Source organism: Shewanella livingstonensis (genome assembly GCF_003855395.1).
Classification (GTDB): Bacteria; Pseudomonadota; Gammaproteobacteria; order Enterobacterales; family Shewanellaceae; genus Shewanella; species Shewanella livingstonensis.
On sequence record NZ_CP034015.1, the window covers coordinates 1,233,725 to 1,257,837 of the forward strand.

The window sequence follows — 24,113 nt, forward strand, 5'->3', positions numbered from 1 at the left end:
TTTCTGCAAGCGGTTCTATCGTCAGCTTGCTTACAGTATTTATTGATTGTCTAAATAACTTTCTACAGCAGTGGCTCTATCTTCGGCATGCTCTATTAGCTCATCGATAGCACGATAAAAATCGCTACTGCTTTCTAAAAAGCTATACCCAGATACTTCAGTGGTCGCATAAGGGGCGATAAGAGCCGAATATGTGTTGTAGCTTGCTTGCATTTTATTGGTTTCGAATGCATCGCTAATCACCTCAAGTAAAAGCTGGTTGTAGCGGTCACGGTATACATCATCTGCGTACAGCTTTGATATCAGTGGCCAACTGTTCGAGTTGAGGTCTGAGAAGTCTAATGCTAATGCGCCACCTTGTTTGCCGTCTTGCAATGCTTCGTTGTTATCCCAAGGTATCCAGGTCAGTTTTGAATTGTCTGGATTATTATATAAATAGTAGTTGTGTGGCATTAAGCCGTAAGTGTCCCAGTTTTGAATGATGCCATTAACGGCTAAGTATTTTAAAAATACATCAACATCAAATACTGCTTCTAGATTCGCTCGCCATGTTTCTGGATCTGTAGTGCGAGTGTCGTCGTGTAAGGCGGTAAATAGGGCTTGTATATCTGACCAATCTTCGTCGTCTTCGTTAGTTTTTTTCTCAAAATCTTGTTGATTAAATGACCCATCAACAAACATTGCGCCATCATCTTCGGGTTTGTATAAGTTACCTTTGTCGCTAGAAAATTGCGTGTCGATTACCGTGTCATCAATTTCTTCTACAAGCGTATATAAACCAAAATATTCAGGGCCGTCTCCATGGTCAACGTATAAAGTATAAAATCCGGTGTGTGATACCGCTAATCCGGCGTCTTTAAACACATCTGCAGCGACCTTTTCACGTAATAAGGATTCGTCGTCATAGTTGTTTTTTAGACTAAATTTTTTGAAGCCATAAAATCGTTGGTTTTTAATTTGCGGGTAATCGTCTTCGTATTCATCAAAATCGAGTTTGAAGGCTAACTTTAAAATGCCTTGCTGCCAACTGGTTTGTAGTGACGAGTTTCCTTTAAAGCGGATGCCAACGCGATACCACTCAATCCCATTATAAAAGACCTCGGCAGGGACAAATATTGCGTCTTCATCTGTATCGGTTAATCCATTTGAAGTGGTTCTACCAAACTCACCATAGATAGACGTCATATCATCTAACATGCTCTGCCAGCGATCTTCTGTTACGACGATATCGAGTCGTTTGACTTCAGTATTATTAAATACTTCATCAAAGTTAGGATCGACATTTTTACTGTGAGTTTCGTCAGTCCAATCGGTCGCTTCAAAGTCTGCGTCGGTGATTTCTGCGGTACCCGAATCCGCGTCGGCCACGGTTTCAGCCAATTCGGTAGTGCTATCACTACTATTGCTTTCACCACAACCTGTCAGCCCAAAAGCACAGCTCAATATGATAATCAGTAATAGTGTTAATGGTGGATTGATCAACCGTTTTTCAGTATGTACGTTGTTGAGGAAAAACATCGAAATCTCCTAGTATTTAGGTAAAATTATTAACGCAAAGTCGTTAGCAGCATGTTAAAGAGTAAAAGTGCAGAAGCTGCACAGTAACTGTGGAATAAAACCGCAAGTTAGTGAAAGTGATATTCTTATGGTCGTTATATTGGCTGTACTCTAGCTAGGCGTAGATATATTGATTTAATTCATAATGATATAATCTGCCCAAATGATCCGTTAGCGTGACAACGCGAACTTGGTAATGAAATCAGTTGGGGAAATAAATGAATATTGAAAACAATGTGATAGATAACTTAGCTGAATTAGAACGCTTTCTATTGACGGTTGAAAAGGGCGGCTTAGGCTTAGAAGGGGTTGTTGGTGTGGGTATGGCAACCAGTAATGCTGATGGTCGTCATTTTGTTGCGGTATTTGGTGATAACCATAAGTTATTATTAGGTCGTTGGGTAACGAATGAAGTGTTTGAAACCGGCAAAGATATGGTGTAAAACGGGTTAAAATCTACACATTGATATCAGCAGCATCCAAGCGTTTAAAAAGAGCAGCAACAAGGTTGCTGCTCTTTTGTTAATTAACTTGCGAGCCAACCTCCAGGTTACTTATCTGAATTAGTTGAGCCAATCTTATGAATAGCTAGGTCTGCGCCAATAAATTCATCTTCTTGGCTTAGGCGTAAACTGGATATTTTATTTACTAAACCATAAACAATAATACCGCCAACAATTGCCACCACAACGCCAGCAATACTGCCAATGAGTTGCGATATAAAGCTGACCCCGCCAAGACCACCTAAAGCCTGCTGGCCAAAAATACCCGCAGCAATACCGCCCCACACACCGCATAAACCATGTAGAGGCCATACACCGAGTACATCATCAATTTTAGTGCTACGTTGTAATTTGGTGTACACCAGAACAAACAAACCTCCTGCTATACCGCCAACCACAAATGCGCCAACAGGGTGCATTAAGTCAGAGCCTGCACACACGGCGACTAAACCGGCTAGTGGTCCGTTATGAATAAAACCAGGATCATTTTTACCTACTACAAGCGCCACAATAGTGCCACCAACCATGGCCATTAAACTGTTTACTGCAACTAAACCGCTAATACCGTCGAGGGTTTGTGCTGACATAACGTTAAAGCCAAACCAACCAACAATTAGCACCCAAGAGCCTAGCGCTAGAAAGGGAATGTTTGATGGAGCAAATGCAATGCCGGGTTTACGACCGCGGCGTGCACCGAGTAAATAGATAGCCACTAACGCTAACCAGCCGCCCATAGCGTGAACCACAACAGAGCCGGCAAAATCATGAAACTGGGCGCCAAATCGGCTTTCTAACCATGCTTGAAAGCCAAAATTACCATTCCACATTATTCCTTCGAAAAGTGGGTAAACAAAGGCAACAATCAATGCCGAAGCGAGTAAGAAAGGCCTAAAACTACCGCGTTCAGCAATACCACCAGATACAATCGCTGGGATAGCGGCAGCAAAGGTTAATAAGAAGAAAAATTTAACCAGCTGATAGCCGTTATTTGTGGTTAAGCTTTCTGCACTAACAAAGAAGTGGCTGCCGTAAGCAATTTGATAACCAATGATAAAGTAGGCCATGGCTGAAAAAGCAAAATCAGTTAGAATTTTGACCAAAGCGTTGACCTGGTTTTTGTGCCTCACTGTGCCCATTTCTAAAAATGCAAACCCCGCGTGCATGGCTAACACCATAATTGCACCAAGTAAGATAAACAAGGTGTCTGCACTTTGTGCGATAACGCCAATCGCATCACTAATATTATTCATTTCAGTTCCCACAAATCGATTCTCTGTTGAAATTCATGCTTTTACAGAGCAAAAATCATTCCTAAATCACAATACATTTGGTATTTCATTGACCTGTCGTGGTGCAAATATATGAAAATGTTGCTTAAATAATCTATAAAATGATCAACATCGGTGCATTTTAAAGTGGGTTGTATGTTCAATAATAACGCCAATAACAAATGCGCATGCTGCTAATGTTTCAAGTTGGTGCACTGTTGCTTATCTTTGGTGCATTGCACGGCGGCTAAATTAACTTTATGTTAACAGTGCTGTTGAGATAATATCGAGCAAGTAAACGGTCGATATGTATTCGTATTATGAATTGTCGATGTTCCACTTACTGAGTGTTAACTCTCGGTTTCAGTTACTGAATTTTGAGTTTTGAGTGTTAAATTTTAAGCCTCAAGTGCTTGTTTTAAAGTGCTGAGTTGTAACCTCTGGATGTTAAGTGCTTAGTTCCAATATTAAGCAGTTTAATCCTTAAGAAGTTGTTACCAGCATGCCCAATAATAACTAAAATGGCGGGAGCAATATGACAGCAGTAAGAGTAGCAGGCGTTGGGATGATCCCTTTTTGTAAACCGGGTAATCATCAACCGTATCGTGTCATGGCGGCTAAAGCTATTAAGCTAGCATTAACCGATGCTGGTCTTGACGCCAAGTCAATTGGCCAAGCATATGGAGCCTATATTTATGGCGACAGCACCTGCGCGCAGCATGCATTCTACGATGTAATCCAAAGCGGTATTCCAATTATCAATGTTAACAATAATTGTTCCAGTGGCTCGACAGCGTTATTTCTTGCGCGCCAAGCGGTGTTGTCTGGACAAGTGGATTGTGCGTTAGCATTTGGATTTGAAGAAATGCAACCAGGTGCATTGGGGTCGCATTGGACTGACAGAGAAAGCCCTTTTGAGCGGATTGAGCCAGTGTTAAAGCAGTTTAATGCCCCGCAAGGCCCAATCGCATTACGCGCTTTTGGTGCCGCAGGCCGACATTATTTGGATAAGTACCATGTTGGTGCCGATATTTTTGCCAAGGTGGCAGAAAAGTCACGCCGTCATGCGCTGCAAAATCCATACTCGATGTTTTCAACGTCATTAACGTACCAGCAAGTACTTGATGATAAATTAATTTACGATAACTATTTAACACGGCTTATGGCCTGTCCTCCTACCTGTGGTGCGGCTGCAACCATTGTCTGTAGCGAAAAATTTGCCCGTAAAAACGGCATAACATCCAAGGTAAAGATTATTGCGCAGGCAATGGCAACCGATACACAGCTGTCGTGGCAAGATCCTATTTATGCCGTTGGTAAAGGCATGACACAACAGGCTGCTGAGCAGGTTTTCCGCGAGGCCGGTATTAGCCCCACTGATATTGATGTGATTGAGTTGCATGACTGTTTTACCCCTAATGAAGTGATCACTTACGAGGCATTAGGCTTATGTGCCGAAGGCGGCGCAGCAGAATTGATTGCTAATGGTGACAACACTTATGGCGGTAAATTTGTCATTGGGCCATCGGGTGGATTAATGTCCAAAGGGCACCCAATTGGTGCTACCGGGCTAGCACAATGCACTGAATTAACCTGGCACTTACGTGGTCAAGCTGGCAACAGACAAGTCGATAATGCCAAATTAGCCTTGCAGCATAATGTAGGTTTAGGTGGCGCGGTGGTGGTAACGTTATATGGCGTTTAACTAACGGTTTGATTTCATGCTGCGCTACATTGCCTTTGATGTATGAAGGCAATGTGGCGCAATATGCAGGGCTGTTCGTTAACGGGCTTTTTTACGACTAAAAGTACGTCGGTAAAAGGTCACCACACTGAATGATAAAATCAATGTGCCAATGAGTGACACCAAGGTAATCAACATTACATAGCTTGCTGGCATGTACAGTCCATCGTGTAGAGGTCGAACAAAACTGGCAATTTTAGCTGATAAAGGTCGGTCACTGTGTTTGATTACTGACTCAATCGTTCCTTGTTGATAATTCATGCTGATCCGATCCGCTTCTCTTAACCATACGCCTTGATGTTCATCGAATTGAATACTGTACACAAGGTCTTGTGGTTTATCTGTTTCTGCTTGCTGGCCTTTATTTGGCTTCGAGCGTGGTTTACTCACCGATACAAGCTCTGCGTCTGGCCAAATTTGTTGTGCGTTGCTTAGCTGGCTTAACCAATGATTTTGTTGGCTGACAGGATAAGTTTGTGTCTGTTCGCTGGTGGTATCTTGCTTAAGAGCACCTGTCCATAAGCTGTTGTAAGTGATTAAAAATCCGCTGATACACAATATAAATAATGGTACGGAAATAAATAATCCCAGTTGAATATGGCTTTTAAGTAAACTGCTTGAGCGGGTATTTTTAGGGATACTTTGTTTTAATCTAAAGCCATTACGCACTCGCCACCACAGGTAAATACCAATCAAGGTGACAATACCACCTGCCAAAGAAGCCCACGCATTGATGTATTTGCCACCATTATCGATAAGAAAATTACGATGCAGCCAGAAAGCGGTTTCATAAAAAGGTAAGTCGAATGAAGAGCTACTGCTAAGTTCATTGAGTTGATTGTCTAATGCTATCGCTTTACCGCGAGTGCTAGCCTGAACATAAGGCGTATGTTCAGTTGGAAAACGAATGGTGCTCATACTGGGGTAGCGTTCAAATAAACGGCTTACCGTATCAGCTTTTTGCTCAAGAGTGAGCGCCACAAATACTTGGCCTTTATTGTCTGTGCGTTTAAGTAAATCGACGCTACCTAAATAAACGCCTGTGGTCAGTACAATTAACATAGTGATGCTAATGAAAAAACCTACCCAGTTATGAAACCATTTTAATGCCGAAACCATGCTCATGTTGTGTACTCAGTTACCCACTGCAAAATTACAGATAAATTATAAAACCAGCTGATTTTATTGTGCTTTCTATTTTAATGGCCGAACTAATAATATTAGTAATGATAATTAATCTCATTTAATTGTTCAATTAAATAAGTGTAAAGATGTCGTGATTTAGCAGATTTAAGGCTTTAATAGCATTAACGGTGGTCAGCTTACTTGAGGTCATACGGGCTTCATTATGAGAACTGATTAAACACCAGATAAATACAGTTATTGTTTTATAGCAAGCTAAGGTTTTTAATTATTTTGAGCAATCACTCAAAATAAACTTGAGCGAACGTTCAAATTGATTTATAGTGGTCTCAATTCGAAACAAAACATCCTCAAATTTATTAATCTAAGCGAGAGAATATTATGACTCCATTTACTATCCATACCATTGAAAGTGCACCAGAAGAAAGTAAAGCCATGTTGGAAGGCGCGAAAAAGCAAATGGGTATGGTACCTAACTTATTTGGCGTGTTGGCAGAATCTCCAAGCACATTGCAAGCTTACCAACAGTTACATCAGGCTTTTTTAGACACATCATTTAATCCTGAAGAACTAACGGTTGTATGGCAAACCATTAACGTTGAACACGAATGTGGCTATTGTGTACCAGCACATACAGGTATTGCACATTCAATGAAAGTAGACCCAGCGTTAACTGAAGCATTGCGTAATAAAACGACGATGCCAACTGCAAAATTACAAGCGTTACAAGATGCAACATTAAGTATCGTACGTAACCGCGGTAACATTTCACAAGCAGAACTAGCAGCATTTTATGCCGCTGGTTATGGCCAACAGCAGGTGCTAGAAATCATTTTAGGCTTGTCACAAAAAGTGATCAGTAATTACACCAACCATGTAGCAAAAACACCGGTTGATGATGTATTCAAAAAGTTTGCTTGGTAATTCTTTACCAACATTGTTACCGACATTTTGATCGACATTTTTATTAAAGATTATCATTCACGATAAGTCGATGAATGTATGACTTCCTAATACCAATGCCCGCGTTATCGCACATGGCATTGGTATTTTTTTATCAGGTTTGAGTGAGTAAAACGTACTTGAACAGATGAGGAGCACCAAATGACAGCAAAGATTAAACTCGATATTATTTCAGATGTGGTGTGCCCTTGGTGCATTGTCGGTTATAAACACTTAGAAGCGGCGATAAATGAACTTGGCTTACAAGATCAGGTTGAGATTGAGTGGCAGCCATTTGAACTTAACCCAAACATGCCTGCAGAGGGCGAAAATCTGCGTGAGCATTCTGCCAGAAAATACGGTACAACCCCGGAAGGTAGCGTTCGTGCACGGGCCAATATTGCTCAACAGGGGGCTGAACATGGCTTTATTTTTGACTATTTTGAACAGATGAAAATGGTTAACACTTTAGACGCTCATGTACTGTTGGAATACGCTAAAGAAGTGAGTAAGCAAACAGAGCTTAAACTGCGTTTATTCAGTGCCTTTTTTACCGAACATAAAGATATTTCAAACCGTGAAGTGCTAGCCGCTGAACTCATTGCTGTGGGTATTAATGCCACTGAAGCCATAAGTTTACTTGATAATGCATCAGTGGCTGAACAGGTTCGCGCCAAAGAAGCCCATTGGCAGCAACTCGGTATTTCAGGTGTACCCACTGTCATTTTTAACCAATCGAGTGCATTAACTGGCGCGCATCCTGTTGAAGCATATAAACAAGTATTGTCAGAGTTGATGGCCCAGTGCTAATTACATTGGACCTATATTGTTGAGTATTACACTAGGGCCTGTTGATCTTTGCTGGTTGAATTTTGTTCAAGTTAAAAACGTTTTAATCGAGGCGAATGGATTGATGCCTAGTCATCTAAGCAAAATGCATTCAACAAAGAGTAAAACGTTTTTAGCCGAACCCTTCGGGCAGCGTTTGTTGGCCATTTTTACTGTGTTATCGACTTTTTATGTAGAATAACTACACCTCAAAGTCTCTGCCTTGTACAAATGGCCAACAATTCGCTGCAAAAATAACCTTGAAAGATCAACAGGCCCTAGATCTGAGCCACATTAATCACTTGTTTGCTTGATGATGTGATAATCACTGGTATCGATTTTGATGTGGGGGTAGATGAACCTATCCCCACACTGTTAATGGATACCAGTGGATTCGTCTCAGGATAATAAGCAGCAATGTTACCGCGTGGAATGTCGTAATAAACCACGCTAAAGCCACAGACTTTGCGGACGATATTGTCGTTGGCAACAGACTGTATATCAATAAGTTGGTCTTCAAGCAGATTAAGCTGAAGAGCATCTTGTTGGTTCATAAACAATACATTCCGCTTACCTTTAATACCGCGATATCGGTCGTCCATTCCATAAATAGTGGTGTTGTATTGGTCGTGAGATCGCAAACTTTGCAGTAGAAAAATAGCTTGTTGTTCGGCGGATGACGCAGTTGTTTGTGCGTTGCTTGAGCAATCTGCGATGACAGATTCGGGCAATTCACTTGGATTAAATTGAGCTAATTGATTACTGGTGTTCCAAATAAGTTCTGCAGCGCTATTACCAAGATAAAATCCGGCGGGTTGTTCGATACGTTGATTAAAATCGCTAAACCCTGCAATGGTGTTTTCGATAAGATTACGGATAAGACTATAGTCGTCACGCAGAGCTAACCAGTCGAGCTTGCTACCAACATGAGCCGTTGGATTAAGTGGGTTGTGATTCGCTTGCTTAGTGTCGGTCTGCTTATGGCTATGATTAGTATAACTGAAGCTTGCATGGGCCATTTGGGCAACAATATCAATTTCAGATAAGCATTGTTCAGAGGCGGGTTGTGTCATACCTGTTGAAGCATGAACCATGCTAAAGGTATCTTCAACGGTGATTTTTTGAATACCGCTTAGCTGCTTGTCTAATTCGGTACGGCCTAAACAAGGTAAAATTAAGGCGTCGTGTGTTACTTGTAAGTGGCTGCGATTAAGCTTAGTGCTGATTTGAACATTGAGTTCAGCATTGCGCATGGCTTGGTAGGTAAAATCAGTATCGGGCGCCGCAGCCGCAAGGTTTCCACCTAAACAAATTAGCACCTTACTCTGTTTACTGTGCAGAGCTTTAAGTGCTTCAACCACATTGTGGCCAGCTTGACGGGGTAAGGTCGTCGATAAATGTTGCTCTATGCGAGTGATAAAATCTGCCGATGGCTGTTCATTTATGCCCATGGTGCGGTTACCTTGGACATTGCTGTGGCCGCGTACAGGGCATAATCCGGCGCCTTTTTTACCTATTTGACCACATAAAAGATGCAGGTTTACCACTTCACTAATAATATCGACCGAATGCTTGTGTTGAGTTAAGCCCATGGCCCAGCAGCTGATCACGGTTTTGCTGTCACTAAATACAGTAGCGGCTTGAATAATCTCTGCTTTTGTTAGCCCTGATTGTTGCTCAATTTTATCCCAGCTGGTGTGCTTTACACTGTGTTGATAGTCTTCAAAAAATGCACTGTGTTGTTTAATAAAGTGATGATCAACTTTGTCCGGGCGTTGTTCAATAATAAATTTAGCCATACCGCGCGCCGCTGCCATGTCGCCGCCCAACTTAGGGGTTAAATATAAATGGCTGATGGTTGTGGCTGCTGGAGTGAGCAATTCTATCGGGTTTTGTGGGCTGGCGAATTTTTCTAAGGCAACTTCTTTAAGATTATTAAAGGTAACGATTTTACAGCCTTGTTTAGCAGCCTTGCGCAGCGTGTTCATCATTCTTGGGTGATTAGTGCCGGGGTTTTGGCCAAACACAAAAATAGCTTCAGCGGCATCAAAGTCATCGAGTACCACGGTACCTTTACCAATTCCGATTGATTTTGTCAGTGCAATCCCGCTGGCTTCATGACACATATTGGAGCAATCAGGAAAATTATTGGTGCCATAAAGTCGACCAAATAGTTGGTATAAATAAGAGGCTTCGTTACTGGCGCGCCCAGAAGTATAAAACTCAACTTGCTCGGGACTGCTTAAACTGTTGAGCTTGGTGGCGATAATCGAAAATGCCTCAGACCAGGTTACTGGCTCATAATGATCCGTTATCGCATTAAAGCGCATTGGTTCGGTTAAACGCCCCTGATACTCTAACCAGTAGTCGGTCTGTTTTGCTAGTTGGCGTACAGAATGCTGAGCAAAAAAATCGCGGCCAACGCCTTTGCCTGTTGATTCCCATGCCACGGCTTTAGCACCATTTTCGCAAAACTGAAATGCACCTTGTTTGTTATCACCCCAGGCACAACCCGGACAATCGAAGCCATCGGTTTGATTAACACGGAGTAAGTTTTTAAGGTTTTGTTTAGTGTGTTGGCTGCGAAGTACATGAGCAAATGTGGCTTGCAGTGAAGGAAATCCGCCGGCTTTAGTTGGTTTCTGATGATGACTAGACATGTATTTCTCCGATAGGGCTCAGCGATAGACGGTTAACATTGGAATGACAATCGTAACTAGAATAATAAATAGGCGCTGAAAACTTAGGTATGTGAATAATATTGAGGTTGTATTTTAGTGCTAGCTTGACCGCGAGTTGGCTTGGTGAGGCTAGACTAATAAGGTTATTAGCGCCAAACAGCACCGCTTTATGGATCAATTCACTGCTACAACGACTGGTGACTAATAAGGTATTACAGGATGTTTTTTGCGACGCGGTTGTTTGCCTAATTAACATGCCGATAAGTTTATCGAGTGCATTATGACGGCCAATATCTTCACGACAGGCGATAATGTCGCCTTGGGCTGTTAACGCTAAAGCGGCGTGTATTGCACCACTTTGTTGGGCTTTTATTTGGCTGTCGGTAATGCGCTGTTTTAAGTTTTCAACATCGTTAATGTCAATAGGGCGAGTGATCGGCAGTGTGGATAATTGCGGCAGTGCATGCTCTATGGCTTCAACACCGCAAATCCCGCACCCAGTCGCGCCTATTAAGCGTCTTTTTTTACTGTTTAAGGCATTCATACAACGATTTGCAAGGGTTACTTCAACAATAAAACCGTTATCAGATGGTGTTATTTGAATGTCATGGACATCATGATCATGGCGAATGATGGCTTCTGAAAACAAAAAGCCAATGGCAAAGTCCTCAAGGTTATCTGGGGTTACCATCATCACAGCATAGTTGATACCGTTAATGCTAATGGCTGCGGCAGCTTCTTCTACCAGATGTTCGATAGATGGCAACCATTTGTATGAAGCATTCATGTGTATAGACTCAAAACCTGACGTAGATCACAGTTTAGGGGGCGCTAATACACAAAGCCAATCAAACAAATTTATGCGGCGATAGCTTTTATCTATTAATATGACTAAATTAATAGGCAAACTTAAGGTGTGAGGGGATATGAATCTTAGGCAGTTACATTATTTTTATGAGTTAGCAAAATGTAAGCATTTTGCTAAAGCAGCCAAGGCTTGTCATATAACCCAGCCTACCTTGTCGGCCAGTATTACCGCGTTGGAAAAAAGCTTTGGCACCGAGCTGGTGGTGCGTGGTAGTCAGTTTGTCGCGTTAACGGATGCCGGGCAAATACTGTTGCGCTATGCTGAGAAAATGTTGCTAGACCAGGCGGCGTTAAAGCAGGAACTCAGTGTGTTTAGTGGGCCGTTAATCGGTTCGCTTAGGATTGGTATTGTGCCGCAATCAAGTGTCGATATTATGCCGTTGATTAAACAATTCAATGAGTTGCATCCTAATATTACAATTTCATTGTTGGTGACGACTAATGAAAAGCTTATTGAGCAACTGACCTTACATCAAATTGACATTGGTTTGGGGTTTGATGAACATCTTACAGAGGCTAATCGGCGCACATTTCATTTTTATCCGCAGATTGATAACAATATGGCTGTACTTGCAAGTCAAACATTAGTATCTCAGCTTGATATGACATTGAAAAATAAAACGTTAATGCTTAACGACTTACAGAGTTTGCCTTTGGTGCTGTTAAGTCAAAATATGCAGTTTAGGCAATATATTGATAATGCGTTAGCGCAAACTCAGTTAGCTTTTAACCTGGTGTTAGAAACCGATTCGCTGTTTCATTTAGTCAGTGCGGTAAAACACAATATTGGCTACGCCATTGTTAGCAGTGGTATTGCAAAGTCGGCTCAGCAGTTATTCAATTTACATTATCGGCCACTTCAAGGCATTGAGTCGGGTAATACGGTGTTTATTACCCGAAAATATAGTGTGTCGCCAGCGATGAGTGAGTTTGTTAGTTTAATAGACATAAATTAATTTTACTGATATTTGTCTTTATTGCGCCATGGCCGCACTGAAAATTGGGCTGGATGTTGTTAATAACATATCATTAAGTTTGGCTCGCGGCGCCTTAACAAGAGCAAACAATAGACTCGTTAACGACCTCGCATTTTGCGTGTGTCATTGTTGGCTTAAAAGATTGAAACTTAACTTGGGTTTATGTTTGCTGCCAGCCTGTGAATGTTGATATAATAGCGGGCTAAAAAATTTATCTATTTACAGACTTTTTTATCTCGCAATAACTGCCCCATCGCCTGCAGGAATAACTATGATTAACCACTTTAGTGTACTGGGGGTCAGACCCAATGCCAAAGAAGATGACATAAAAAAAGCCTATAAACGTTTATCGAACAAGTACCATCCTGACAAGTTACTAGGGGCGTCTGATGATGAGAAACAGCAAGCATCGGTTCAGCTCCAACGAGTCAAAAAAGCTTACGAAGTGCTATCAGATAAAAAGCAGAGAAATGCATTTATCAATGATTTTAACAACGTAATTGTCACTGATCCCACTGCCGCAATGCGGGAGTTATGGGACGAATATTATTCCTGAGTATCCCATGGCTAAACATCTAAATATCTCACGCATTAATGAGCTTAAAAATAATGCCCACGACAATATCGAATCTTATAACGACCCTGATACGCCAAATGCGCTAGCAAAGTTTACCAGCCAAATCAGAGCGATATTGTTGGCCGATCCTGGGATGCTAGATTCGGTTCCTGAATATTTACCGGTAGCGCTTTATGACCGAGTTAAGTTTTCTCCCGAATCAAAGCGCCAATGGGCACATTGGATTAGCTTGAATATTCACCCTAGCTGGGATGAATTTAAAACCACGATTGCGTTTAATAACGCCGATCTTCCTTTGGCACTTGCGGTACGTAAATACAGCGAAGATTTGCTCATTGAAAGTTGTGCTGTAGTGTATTTGTTAGAGACGCAGGGAGATTCTGCGCCCAAGCAAACCACTGAGGATGATGATTCTGACGGTCTTCATGAGCATGAACGTGATGAAAACGATGACGACGACAGTGACTATGATAGCGATGAAGAAGGTTATTATGACCAATATGATGAGGAAATCGAATGAACAGTCTCATTGAAATAACCGCCGCTGAAATACAAGAGCTGGCGAATGTTGAGCCTAAACAGGCAAGCAAGAGATTTGAATTGATTGCCTCGTCAATGTCTGATGACCAGTTAGTTGAAGTCATCGAGAAAATGGATATTGTTACGCTGACGCAAATTAACAGCCAGCATGATATTTCGTGTCCGTCGATCATGTCTGAGCTCATGTCACCAGAGCAGATCCGTGACATCGTCTGCCAGCAGCCGCTTTACTGGGAAGAGAAAATTAAGAGTAATGCTGAAGAGTTAATGCAGCATACGTTTGATTTTATGACTTACCTTATCCGTATTCAGGACAGCGAAGAGAAACAAACTGCTATTTTAGAGTGTTTGGCTGAAGATCCTGCGGCGTTGTTTTATCTATCGATCCCGTTTATTGAGCTTATCTTAGGCGGTACTAGCGGTGATGAAGATGAGATCAATGATACTTTTGATGATGAAGAAGATGAAGAAACCGTGGGTTATTCTGATTGGCAAGCCGATGAAGAAGCGCATAGTCTCAGTATCGATGACCCGCGAAGCCTGCTAGCGTTGATCCGTGAGCGAGCGCCTAATGTTGAGAAGTCGATTAAGAATATGCTGCGTAACACCGGCTCAGACTGGCAGTTAATTATCAGCCAGTTTGCTAGCGAATTAGTGATTCAGGCGAAAGAAAAGAACCAGGTCACAGACGAGTACGCTGAAGTTGATGACATGTTTAGCTTTCTTGATTAAGGGTTCTGCAAATGCAATTGGTATTACGTGACGAAAATCAGGGTCCCTATCTGAGTCGGGTATTGGCTTATGGTCGAACCGAAGGTTTGCTTAGCAATGAGCAATTGGGACAGATCAAAGCGAAAGCCATTTTAATGAGCCTTAAGTTCGCAGATAAGTTTTATAACAAGTATAAAATGCATTTGCTTGAAGAAGCGGCGCAAGATGTCATTGGTATTGTGAGCATTGGTTTGATGGCGTTATCTGAACAGAATCAAGATAATGCTCTTATGTTGCTTAATGATGACGGCGTAGTTAAGTCGTTTCAAAAAGGCTGGAGTATGCTAACTCAAGTGAGCCAATACAGGCTTCATGGTAAGTCGGTTTATGGTGATGTAGATAAAATTTTGCTTGATCAAGTGTCTAGTCCACCGGATTGTGATGAATGGCAAGGTTGGGTCTACTACCAAGAAGCCTTAACTGAGCATAATCGGCAACAGTCGATTAATGCCTTGTTAGCCCAGTTTTACATTGCTGGCACTTTTGATCCTATGGATTATATTAACCTTGAAAGTACCTTGGCCGAAGCTGTGTTGTATCGAATATTTTTCGACGGTAAAAAAGTACGCCCAGATCTTAAACGACGTATGACTCGTGTAGAACTTCAGCCGCAGTGGTTTAGCCTCGAATTTATCGAGCAACAAACTAATGTGGCATTAGCTGAGTTACCTAAAGAGCTTGAAGCCGCAATCCGTCTTGATTTAGGTAAGAACTTTAATTCTGCGCTGCTGCGTACTCTTAATTTCTCTCGTAGCTATCAAGAGTTAGCGGCCCAAAATGCCTCTCCTGAACGATTAGAGCGATTTGAATACAAGGAAGGCTTAATTGGTCTTCTTGGTTGGCCAATCTATATCGTCATGTAGTAGCGCTTAGGGGGAGCTTGCGTGTGTAAGCTTCCTCAATTTATTCTATTGACTGATTTATTTACATCAGATTAATTAGCGATACTGAGTTAATACACTCATTCTATGCCGTACTTATTCTATATATCATTAGTTTTAAACCCTTATCAAATCCTTATCAAACTATAAGATATTGAAATATAAGCCTGCCCAGCTGTTAGCCCTGTCATGAGTCTTATAATAGTATTAACTACATGAGCCTCAGTTAGTACCACAAAATCTTATTAATCAGCCTAAAATTAACCGACGTACAGTATTGTAGATATCACTCCTATGATTAAGGATTGCTAAAATACGCCTGTAGTTGGTATCGTATTGGTTTTGAGCCATATTTTAGCGTTAGTGTTGACATTTTTTTCTGATGCTTTGTGTTAAAAATATTAACTAAATGATTGATAAGCTACTGTATTAAAGCATTATATTATTAGATACTTATACTTTAAACGTTCATCAGGCCGTGTCTGTTTGGCCATTTGTTATTTTGTTCCATTGTCCTTAGGATCCATTATGTTCAATAGCCTACGTGCTTATCGTTCGTCAATTATATTACTGAGTGCTTTATTGCTTGGTGGTCTGTTCGGTGGCTTAGTACCTGAACTTGCCATAAAGTTGAAACCGATAGGACAAATATTTCTAAACCTGTTATTTATGATTATTGTGCCTTTAGTTGCCGTCAGTGTGATGTCATCCATTGCTCACATGACTGATTTAAAGAAATTAGGTGCCTTACTCATATCGATTATGGCTGTGTCGATTGTAATGGCGATTATTCCGGCTGTCGGAGTAGTGTTGCTAGCGTTAGCGTATGATCCTGCGCAAGGTGTTACACTCGATTTAGCCAATACGGTTGATACAGCATCAGGTGGTATGGATTTTGTCAGCTTACTAACCACGAATGACTTTGTCGGTTTATTGTCTAAATCAAACATTTTAGCGCTAATTATTATGTCGGTTATTGGTGGCGTAGCTATTGGACAGTCTGGTGAAGATGGATTGAAAGTCGGGCGCATGTTAGACAGTTTAAATACCGTGATCATGAAAGTTATTTCGATATTAATGTATGTTGCACCTATTGGTTTAGGCGCGTACTTTGCCGCAACCATGGCCAGCCAAGACACTGAGTTAATGGGCACATTTGCCCGTGCAGTGGGACTGTTTTTTGTTGCGATGGCTTTGTATATTACATTAGGTTCAACCTTATACGCCTGGATTGGCGGCGGCGTAAAAGGGGTTAAGCTATTTTGGCAACATATGCTTGAACCCGCCGTTACAGCATTAGGTACCAGTTCATCGTTAGCCACCTTACCAGTAACCATACGTAGCGCCGCTAAAATGGGCCTAAATGAGCAAATTTCAGAGATTAGTTTGCCACTGCTGGTTAATCTAAATAAAGGTGGTGCAGCAGCGATTACCGCATTAAAAATCGTGTTTATTTATTCTCTATTAGGACTCGATTTTACTACCGATGTATTTATGCTGACAATTTTGATTTCAGTGTTATCGGCATTTATTATTGGTGGGATACCGGGCGGGGCATTTTTAGGTGAAATCTTTATTGTTACAACCTTAGGATTACCTATGGAAGTGATCCCCATATTAGTGGTTATTGGTGCAATAACCGATGCCGCATCGACGGTGATTAATGTGGTGCACGATTTAACGGCCACGCAAATTATTGAGCGCATTAATGGTAAACATTATGCTGCTAAATTACCTAATAGTGAGCTGGTTGACTAAGCCCATTCATCAAAGTGAATAATAACTGTATATGAAAAGTATGCCACAGCATGATATTGCCTCTGTTGTGGTATTTTTTTAAGCGACGGCGACGCAATTTCGTCCCTGTGACTTTGCTTGATATAAGGCTTTGTCTGCACGTTCCAATAGGCTGTGGGCATTGTCCTTAATAGCATATTGGGTTACGCCTAAGCTAATTGTTAGCGCCATGTCTTGAATGTTTTCGGTGGCAATGTATAAACGTAATCTCTCGGTTAGTTCGATGGCATTTTCCAAGTTAGTATTGGGTAATATCACTACAAACTCTTCCCCACCCCAACGCGCTAATAAGTCATCACTGCGCATTTTACTTTGTAGCAATTGTGCTAGTTCATACAAGACTTTATCACCCACAAGATGACCATGATTATCATTAATCCGCTTAAAATAATCAATGTCGATAATGGCAACCGAAATAGGGTATTGCACTGGAGGTATCGGCTTGAGTGCTATTGACGATATACCATTGTTATCTTTACTATTATCGATAATAGCTTGATGAGTTACCGCCGCTGATATTTTATCTGTGGTGTTAAACCGTGGGTTTATCGCTCCAGTATTTATCGCTCCAGTATTGTCGCCATGAGTATTGAGTAGTTTATCAAGGACCACATCAAGTTTTTCACGATTATATAGCCCTGTAAGTTTATCTGTTTCGGCCATTTTTTGGATTTCTATATTGCGTAGAGCCAGCTTTTTATAGGCTGAAAAACGAGTTTTTTCGTAAAATCTCAATAATAAAATTTGCGCAATACATACCTCAATAACGTTAAATAAAGAGCCTGTGCCAAAATTCACTGGCTCAAGGTGCTGAGTTTGTAGGTAAACCAATAAAGCACATACGCTAAAAGTGAGGCACGAAATAACAGTTCCCCATGTTCGACCTATAAGAAAAAATGAAAATGGTGGGATCAGTGTCGCCCAAAATAATGAGTGTGAGTAACCCTCAGTCGATATCACAAACAGCATGATTAGACTGGCAATCATGATGGTTACAGCCCATGACGTTGTTTTAACCTGTCCTTTTTTGCGAAAGTGATAGTAAATACTCAATGATATTAATAAGCCGCATCCATCGAGCAAGGCGTATTGATAACCCTCAAAATATAATAGGTTAATCAGGGTCAATATTAGAAAATAGCTTGTTGTAATGAGTAATGAGTGTTCGATTAAGCGGATGCGCCAGTAATCGGGATGATCAGGCGGATATTGAGGGAATTGTTTGTACCAAAATCTAATCATAAGCAACTTCCGTGGTAAATTTAAGCGGATGCTAATTTTTAAAACCTTATAAGAATATCATTTTTAGCGTTAATTATTTATCATTAATAATAGTTAAAATCTTGAAAAAAACCGCTTAAATAGGCTGTTTTTATGATCCTGACATCTGATTTGCTTATGATGTTGTTTAAGTTTACTTAACAATCTGAAAATAAGCGCCCATAGTCTAGGTCCGTTTTAGCGATAAGGTTGTGGAGTCATCTATCTTTTGGCTGTCTTGGGTTAAGCGTCAAAATTTACTCCATATAACAAATATCAGCTTAAGCATGCATATAGATTGTGTTTATACGGCAAACTTGAAGCATGTGGTTTGGCAACGTATGATGCGCTTTTTATTGCGATGAGCCCTATATTATGCGTCATTTAACCACTCGTTATCATATCGACACTCCCAAAGACTTTATTGCGGCGAATCAACAAACGATGCTTACGCGGCTAGCTGCTCGTGCCATTGTGGTGCGTGAGAAGCAGATATTGATGCTTTATACCCAACGTTACCATGACTATTCATTACCTGGTGGTGGGGTAGATATAGGCGAGGAAATAGAGCAAGGGCTCATTCGTGAACTACAAGAAGAAACTGGCGCGCAAGCGATCCGCAATATTAATGCATTTGGTTTATATGAAGAGTATCGACCATGGCAGCGAGATGGCTATACGTCGGTTAACATGCTGTCTTATTGCTTCACTTGTGATATCGACAGTCAATTGGGTGAAACTCAATTTGAAGCTCACGAAGTCAATAATGGTATGGCGCCAGTATGGATAGATATTGATGAAGCAATTCAGCATAACCTTGACACTATCGTTAACAGCAGCAAGAAAGGTTTATCGATTGAACGAGAAACCTTTCTATTGCAACTGATTAAACAAGAGTTATTGAGTTAGACTCAAGCCATTGTTGATGAGTAAAGTGTTATATGGAATGACATGACTGTCAGCTAGAGAGTTAACCTCTGCGATGGTTGAGATGCTTAACCTATAGACAGTTCTTTTGCTCTTGTGGCGGCACATGCCATAGCACTGGCAACGAGCTGATCAAGATCGCCATCTTGAAATGCCATGATTGCTTGTTCAGTAGTCCCTTTTGGTGAGGTGACTTGCTGACGTAAGCTCGCTAAATTATGCTGACTATTCATCGCCATTGATATTGCTCCCATCGCACTCTGAAGCACTGCTTTAGTCGCTGTTTCTTGTGGAAGACCCTGTTCAATAGCGGCTTTTTCCATCGCTTCTAAAAATAAGAATAAATACGCCGGAGAGCTACCTGCTGCAGCAACAATAGTCGACATTTGATTTTCATCTTTTAGCCAAACTGTTTCACCTACTGCTCGCATAACACTTTCGGCAAGTGCAATGTCATTCTGTTGCGTGTCTGACCCAGCAAATAAGCCTGTTAATCCTTCACCAATGGCCGTTGGCAAGTTTGGCATAGCACAAATGACTTTAGGTGAATTATTTAGCTTTTGGCAGAGAGTAGCATGTTTGACACCCGCCGCAATTGAGATAACTAATTTACGGTTATCATGTTGCATAACCTCGCTCAATTGCTCACACACCACGGGTACTACAAATGGCTTAACGGCAACAATGATAACATCGGCAAATGCTACAGCAGCCGTATTATCATGGTGCACTTTAACATTGAATTTATTCATCAAGTCATGTCGGGTCGTTTGGCTCGGGGCGCATACTAGGATGTTGGCACTATTATGGCCTTGTTTAAGTAAGCCACTAATAATGGCTTTTGCCATGTTGCCGCCACCGATGAAGGCGATACAGGTATTGGGGTCCAATGATTGATGTTGAGAGATGATAACCTCCGAAAATGTCGCTAAAAAAGAAAAGGCCAACGCTTTCGCTTGGCCTTTTACCGGTGGAACCTATTTGATTATGCGCGAACTTGACCTACACCGCTGACTAAATACTTCTCAGTGGTGAGAGACTCAAGACCCATTGGACCGTAGGCGTGTAATTTACTAGTCGCAATACCAATTTCTGCGCCAAGACCGAGTTCACTGCCATCAGAAAAACGTGATGATGCATTTACCATCACAACAGAGGCATCTACAGTGCGTTGAAAAAGCGTCGCCGTTAATTCATTTTGAGTACAAATGACTTCAGTGTGATGGCTACCAAAGCGTCGAATATGATTTACTGCATGATCAAAATCAGTGACTTGGCGAATGGCAATTTCTAAATCTAAATACTCTTGGCCAAAGTCATCATCGCTAATCACATTGGCATGTTCAAAGTATTGTTGGGCATTTTTACTCACATTAATACGGACTTTATGTGCAGCAAGTTCGGCGGCCACTTTCGGTAAAAATGTTGCAGCTACGTCTTCATGTACTAGTAATCCCTCTAGGGCATTACATACACCGGTACGTTGGGTTTTACCATTGAGCAATATAGACATCGCAATATCAAGATCGGCATCTTTATCAACATATAAATGGCAAACACCTTTAAAATGCTGAATAACAGGGATTTTGCTGTTGTCAGTAACAAAGTTGATTAGGCCTTCTCCACCGCGTGGAATAATAACGTCAATAAAGTCACGCTGCTGCATGAGCTCAAGCAATAAGGCACGGTCTGGATCGGGTATCACAGTAATCAGTGCTGGTGGCAACTGATATGCTTGCAATACATTTTGTAAAATTGAAGCGATAATTTTACTTGAATGCAGTGCTTCTTTGCCGCCTCGTAATATCACAGCATTACCTGATTTAAAACATAATGCGCCAGCATCTGCGGTAACGTTCGGACGTGCTTCATAAATCATGCACACAACCCCTAAAGGCACACGCATTTTTTGAATGTTAAGTCCATTTGGTCGCTGGCATATTTCACGTATCATACCGACTGGGTCGGGTAATGATGCAACTGTTTCGATACCAGATGCCATTGATTCAATACGCTCAGGTGTCAACGTCAGTCTGTCTATCATTGCCGCGCCTAAATCAGCTTTCTTGGCATGATCAAGATCTAATAAATTAGCTTTAATGATATCGTCGCTATGCGCTCTAAGTGCACGGGCCATATCAAGTAAAATGGTATTTTTAACTTTTTCATCTAGTAGGGCTAGAGTTTGTGCAGCTGTTGCTGCGGCTTGCGATAAATCTTTAATTAAACTCATAATTGCTCCAAAATGGCGATGTTTTTGTCAGAGATCAGTGGGCCCGTTTTTTGCTGGGCATTGTTGGCAAATTCACGATCTTCTTGATCTGCAATAAAATGTAATAAACAACTACTGTAATTTGATTTGGCTTTTGCCAATTTAGTGCCATCGCCTTTGCGCACTAAAACAGTATCACCGACGGAAAAGTTGCCTCTTACGGCTACTACGTCGTCACTGGTTAGCTGGGTATCATGTTCTTCAAGGTCGGCGCTAAAGTCATTCTCGACAATTAACTCACCTTGAACTTGCGAGGTATGCGTCATCCAATGTAAATGTTCTTGCATCGGTACATCATACGGGGTGAATAAAGTGCCTGGATTTTGGCCCTTTAATAGTTGATTGAAGGTATCCGCGTCAAAACCATCCACTATCATGGTTTCAATTCCGTGTGAAATCGCTTTTTCAGCAGCTTCAATCTTGGTTAACATACCGCCAGTACCTACGCTGCTGGTAGCACCGCCAGCCATAGCATAAATCTCAGCATTGATTTCACTGACTTGCTTAATGAGCGTGGCATCATCATGTAAATTGGGGTTTTTATTATAAAGCCCTTTTACGTCAGAGCAGATGATTAACGCATCTGCATCTGCTGCGGCGGCGACCATGGCTGATAAGTTATCATTATCACCCACACGTAACTTAGCTGCGGTAACGGCATCGTTTTCGTTAATAATCGGAAGTAATCCATTATCTAACAGGGTAAAAATAGTATTTTTAATACTAATATAACGATCGCGATCGCGTAAATCACCATGAGTCAGTAATAGCTGAGCCGAAGGAAAATCAAACAACTTATCCCAAGTTGCCATCATATCGGCTTGGCCTGCTGCAGCCATCGCTTTTTTAAGTGAAATACTTGGTTCTGCTGTTTCAGGAAATCGATGTCTACCTGCGGCAACTGAACCTGAAGATACCAAGACAACTTGGCACCCTTGAGCGCGACAGGTAGCGATAAACTGTGCAATACCTAATAAATAATGGCTGCTACAACCTTGTTGATGGGGCGCAATTAACGCGCTTCCCACTTTAACGACAATGCGTTTCCAATGTGAAGTTGGCATATTATTGTTCTCCATTACTGTTGCTCGATTAAAACACGATTTGCTTCATGGAAGGTATCAACTGTTTTACTACAAGGATCTGCGTCAAATGCACTGGTAATCCAAATCACTATACTGCTAACAATAAAGCCAGGGATCATTTCATACATCAAACTAGTTAATGCTTTTCCGTCGGCAAGTACCGGAGCATATATCCAAAATAGGACAGTAACAGCACCCGAGACAATACCAGCAACAGCTGCTTTGTGAGTTAAATTTTTCTTATAAAGACTGAATAATACCAATGGACCGAAGGCTGCGCCAAATCCTGCCCAAGCATTACTCACTAACGATAAAATACTGTTCGAGCGGTCAAGAGCTAACACACTCGCCACAACGGCAACGCCTGCTACGCCATAACGGCCCATTTTGACCATTTCTTTATCGGTAGATTCTTTTTTCGAAAGTACACGATAAATATCTTCGGTTAGAGAACTTGACGACACTAATAACTGTGACGAAATTGTACTCATAATCGCAGCTAGTATCGCAGCCAGTAAGAAACCACTAATCAAAGGATGGAACAGTAATTCAGAAAATACGATAAATATGGTTTCAGGGTCGACTAGTTTCATGTCAAATTTATTGGCATAAGCAATACCCACTAGACCTGTAGCCAGTGCACCAATAATGGTAACTGTCATCCAACTCATACCAATTCTACGAGCTATTTTTATGTCAGACACTGAGCGAATAGCCATAAAACGTACAATAATATGGGGTTGACCAAAATAACCTAATCCCCAAGAAAGACTGGAAATTAACCCGAGCATGGTGACATTTTGCATGGCATCAGAAAAATGTGGAATCGACTCATAAGCAAAGCCCATCATTTTGTCTGCACTACTAAACTCTTGATACGCAACAACCGGTACCAAAACTAAGGCAACAAACATAATACAGCCTTGAACAAAGTCAGTCATACTAACGGCTAAAAAACCACCAAGTAGGGTATAAGACACTACAACACCTAGGGTAACCACTAGGCCAAGTTCATAACTTAAATCAAAGGCAGAGACAAATAATTTTCCGCCAGCAACTAATCCTGCTGAGGTATATAAGGTAAAGAAGATAACAATGATAACCGCTGCGATAATTCGCACATGGCTATTAGGAGCATGAAAACGTTTAGCAAAAAACTCAGGAATGGTCAGGGAGTTATCTGCAACTTCGGTATAGACTCTTAACTTAGGTGCTACTACTAGATAGTTAACCAACGCACCAATTAATAAGCCCAGTGCAATATAGATGGTTTCAAAACCGACTAGAAACATTGCTCCTGGCAAGCCCATAAGCATCCAGCCACTCATATCGGATGCGCCAGCTGACAGTGCTGTAACTTGTGGGCTGACTTTACGCCCACCCAAAATATAGCCTGATACGTCGCTGGTTGATTGTTTATACGCAAACAATCCAATGCCTAGCATTACCATGAAATATATTGCTAATGAGACATAGGTTAGGTAATGCATGAA

21 protein-coding genes are annotated in these 24,113 nt (G+C 41.4%); 11 read left to right on the forward strand and 10 right to left on the reverse strand.

Going from position 1 to position 24,113, the window contains the following annotated elements:
* Positions 1 to 39: 39 nt before the first annotated feature.
* A complete protein-coding gene (locus EGC82_RS05365; protein WP_124729842.1) occupies positions 40 to 1,518 on the reverse strand; it encodes a CotH kinase family protein in 1,479 nt (492 codons plus the stop codon).
* A 257-nt stretch (positions 1,519 to 1,775) separates the two neighbouring features.
* Here EGC82_RS05365 and EGC82_RS05370 point away from each other — a divergent pair, with 257 nt between their 5' ends.
* Positions 1,776 to 2,000, forward strand: coding sequence for a hypothetical protein (locus tag EGC82_RS05370; protein WP_124729843.1), 225 nt, complete (start codon positions 1,776 to 1,778; stop codon positions 1,998 to 2,000).
* A gap of 107 nt (positions 2,001 to 2,107) precedes the next feature.
* Here EGC82_RS05370 and EGC82_RS05375 read toward each other — a convergent pair whose 3' ends face one another.
* A complete protein-coding gene (locus EGC82_RS05375; protein ID WP_124729844.1) occupies positions 2,108 to 3,310 on the reverse strand; it encodes an ammonium transporter in 1,203 nt (400 codons plus the stop codon).
* A gap of 553 nt (positions 3,311 to 3,863) precedes the next feature.
* Between EGC82_RS05375 and EGC82_RS05380 the strand changes: the two genes are divergently transcribed.
* Entirely contained in the window at positions 3,864 to 5,033 is a 1,170-nt protein-coding gene (locus EGC82_RS05380; protein WP_124729845.1) for a lipid-transfer protein, read from the forward strand.
* 78 nt (positions 5,034 to 5,111) lie between these two features.
* On the opposite strand, the gene EGC82_RS05385 is transcribed toward EGC82_RS05380, so the two are convergent.
* On the reverse strand, positions 5,112 to 6,197 hold the full coding sequence (locus EGC82_RS05385; RefSeq protein ID WP_124729846.1) for a PepSY-associated TM helix domain-containing protein: 1,086 nt from the start codon (positions 6,195 to 6,197) through the stop codon (positions 5,112 to 5,114).
* Between the two features lie 399 nt (positions 6,198 to 6,596).
* Here EGC82_RS05385 and EGC82_RS05390 point away from each other — a divergent pair, with 399 nt between their 5' ends.
* Both EGC82_RS05390 and EGC82_RS05395 read left to right on the forward strand, forming a co-directional pair.
* On the forward strand, positions 6,597 to 7,139 hold the full coding sequence (locus EGC82_RS05390; RefSeq protein ID WP_124729847.1) for a carboxymuconolactone decarboxylase family protein: 543 nt from the start codon (positions 6,597 to 6,599) through the stop codon (positions 7,137 to 7,139).
* Between the two features lie 180 nt (positions 7,140 to 7,319).
* Positions 7,320 to 7,967, forward strand: coding sequence for a DsbA family oxidoreductase (locus EGC82_RS05395; RefSeq protein ID WP_124729848.1), 648 nt, complete (start codon positions 7,320 to 7,322; stop codon positions 7,965 to 7,967).
* A gap of 296 nt (positions 7,968 to 8,263) precedes the next feature.
* Here the strand turns inward: EGC82_RS05395 and EGC82_RS05405 are convergent, their stop codons facing one another.
* Both EGC82_RS05405 and fdhD read right to left on the reverse strand, forming a co-directional pair.
* On the reverse strand, positions 8,264 to 10,645 hold the full coding sequence (locus EGC82_RS05405; protein ID WP_124729849.1) for an FdhF/YdeP family oxidoreductase: 2,382 nt from the start codon (positions 10,643 to 10,645) through the stop codon (positions 8,264 to 8,266).
* Positions 10,638 to 11,453, reverse strand: coding sequence for a formate dehydrogenase accessory sulfurtransferase FdhD (gene fdhD / locus EGC82_RS05410; protein ID WP_124729850.1), 816 nt, complete (start codon positions 11,451 to 11,453; stop codon positions 10,638 to 10,640). The genes EGC82_RS05405 and fdhD overlap by 8 nt, the downstream gene beginning before the upstream one ends.
* Before the next feature lie 139 nt (positions 11,454 to 11,592).
* On the opposite strand from fdhD, the gene EGC82_RS05415 reads away from it, so the two are divergent.
* From EGC82_RS05415 to EGC82_RS05440, 6 genes are all read left to right on the forward strand, one after another.
* Complete coding sequence (locus EGC82_RS05415; protein WP_124729851.1) at positions 11,593 to 12,489, forward strand: LysR family transcriptional regulator; 897 nt, start codon at positions 11,593 to 11,595, stop codon at positions 12,487 to 12,489.
* A 292-nt stretch (positions 12,490 to 12,781) separates the two neighbouring features.
* Positions 12,782 to 13,066 carry a cold adaptation protein ActJcold adaptation protein ActJ gene (gene atcJ, locus EGC82_RS05420; RefSeq protein ID WP_124015496.1) on the forward strand — a complete coding sequence of 95 codons (285 nt, stop codon included), beginning with the start codon at positions 12,782 to 12,784 and terminating at the stop codon, positions 13,064 to 13,066.
* Positions 13,067 to 13,073: 7 nt separating this feature from the next.
* A complete protein-coding gene (atcA, locus tag EGC82_RS05425) occupies positions 13,074 to 13,607 on the forward strand; it encodes a cold adaptation protein AtcA (protein WP_124729852.1) in 534 nt (177 codons plus the stop codon).
* Entirely contained in the window at positions 13,604 to 14,359 is a 756-nt protein-coding gene (gene atcB / locus EGC82_RS05430) for a cold adaptation protein AtcB (protein ID WP_124729853.1), read from the forward strand. Before atcA ends, atcB begins: the two co-directional genes overlap by 4 nt.
* An 11-nt stretch (positions 14,360 to 14,370) precedes the next feature.
* On the forward strand, positions 14,371 to 15,261 hold the full coding sequence (atcC, locus tag EGC82_RS05435; protein ID WP_124729854.1) for a cold adaptation protein AtcC: 891 nt from the start codon (positions 14,371 to 14,373) through the stop codon (positions 15,259 to 15,261).
* 546 nt (positions 15,262 to 15,807) lie between these two features.
* Positions 15,808 to 17,037, forward strand: coding sequence for a dicarboxylate/amino acid:cation symporter (locus tag EGC82_RS05440; protein ID WP_124729855.1), 1,230 nt, complete (start codon positions 15,808 to 15,810; stop codon positions 17,035 to 17,037).
* Positions 17,038 to 17,115: 78 nt separating this feature from the next.
* On the opposite strand, the gene EGC82_RS05445 is transcribed toward EGC82_RS05440, so the two are convergent.
* Entirely contained in the window at positions 17,116 to 18,318 is a 1,203-nt protein-coding gene (locus tag EGC82_RS05445; protein ID WP_124729856.1) for a GGDEF domain-containing protein, read from the reverse strand.
* 393 nt (positions 18,319 to 18,711) lie between these two features.
* On the opposite strand from EGC82_RS05445, the gene EGC82_RS05450 reads away from it, so the two are divergent.
* Complete coding sequence (locus EGC82_RS05450) at positions 18,712 to 19,245, forward strand: NUDIX hydrolase (protein ID WP_124729857.1); 534 nt, start codon at positions 18,712 to 18,714, stop codon at positions 19,243 to 19,245.
* 86 nt (positions 19,246 to 19,331) lie between these two features.
* Here the strand turns inward: EGC82_RS05450 and proC are convergent, their stop codons facing one another.
* From proC to putP, 4 genes are read right to left on the reverse strand one after another with little or no spacing between them, the layout of a single operon-like run.
* Positions 19,332 to 20,210, reverse strand: a complete 879-nt coding sequence (gene proC, locus EGC82_RS05455; RefSeq protein WP_124729858.1) for a pyrroline-5-carboxylate reductase — start codon at positions 20,208 to 20,210, stop codon at positions 19,332 to 19,334.
* A 38-nt stretch (positions 20,211 to 20,248) separates the two neighbouring features.
* Complete coding sequence (locus EGC82_RS05460) at positions 20,249 to 21,496, reverse strand: glutamate-5-semialdehyde dehydrogenase (protein ID WP_124729859.1); 1,248 nt, start codon at positions 21,494 to 21,496, stop codon at positions 20,249 to 20,251.
* Positions 21,493 to 22,599, reverse strand: coding sequence for a glutamate 5-kinase (proB, locus tag EGC82_RS05465; RefSeq protein ID WP_124729860.1), 1,107 nt, complete (start codon positions 22,597 to 22,599; stop codon positions 21,493 to 21,495). Before proB ends, EGC82_RS05460 begins: the two co-directional genes overlap by 4 nt.
* 14 nt (positions 22,600 to 22,613) lie before the next feature.
* Positions 22,614 to 24,110 carry a sodium/proline symporter PutP gene (gene putP / locus EGC82_RS05470; RefSeq protein ID WP_124729861.1) on the reverse strand — a complete coding sequence of 499 codons (1,497 nt, stop codon included), beginning with the start codon at positions 24,108 to 24,110 and terminating at the stop codon, positions 22,614 to 22,616.
* Positions 24,111 to 24,113 lie beyond the last annotated feature (3 nt).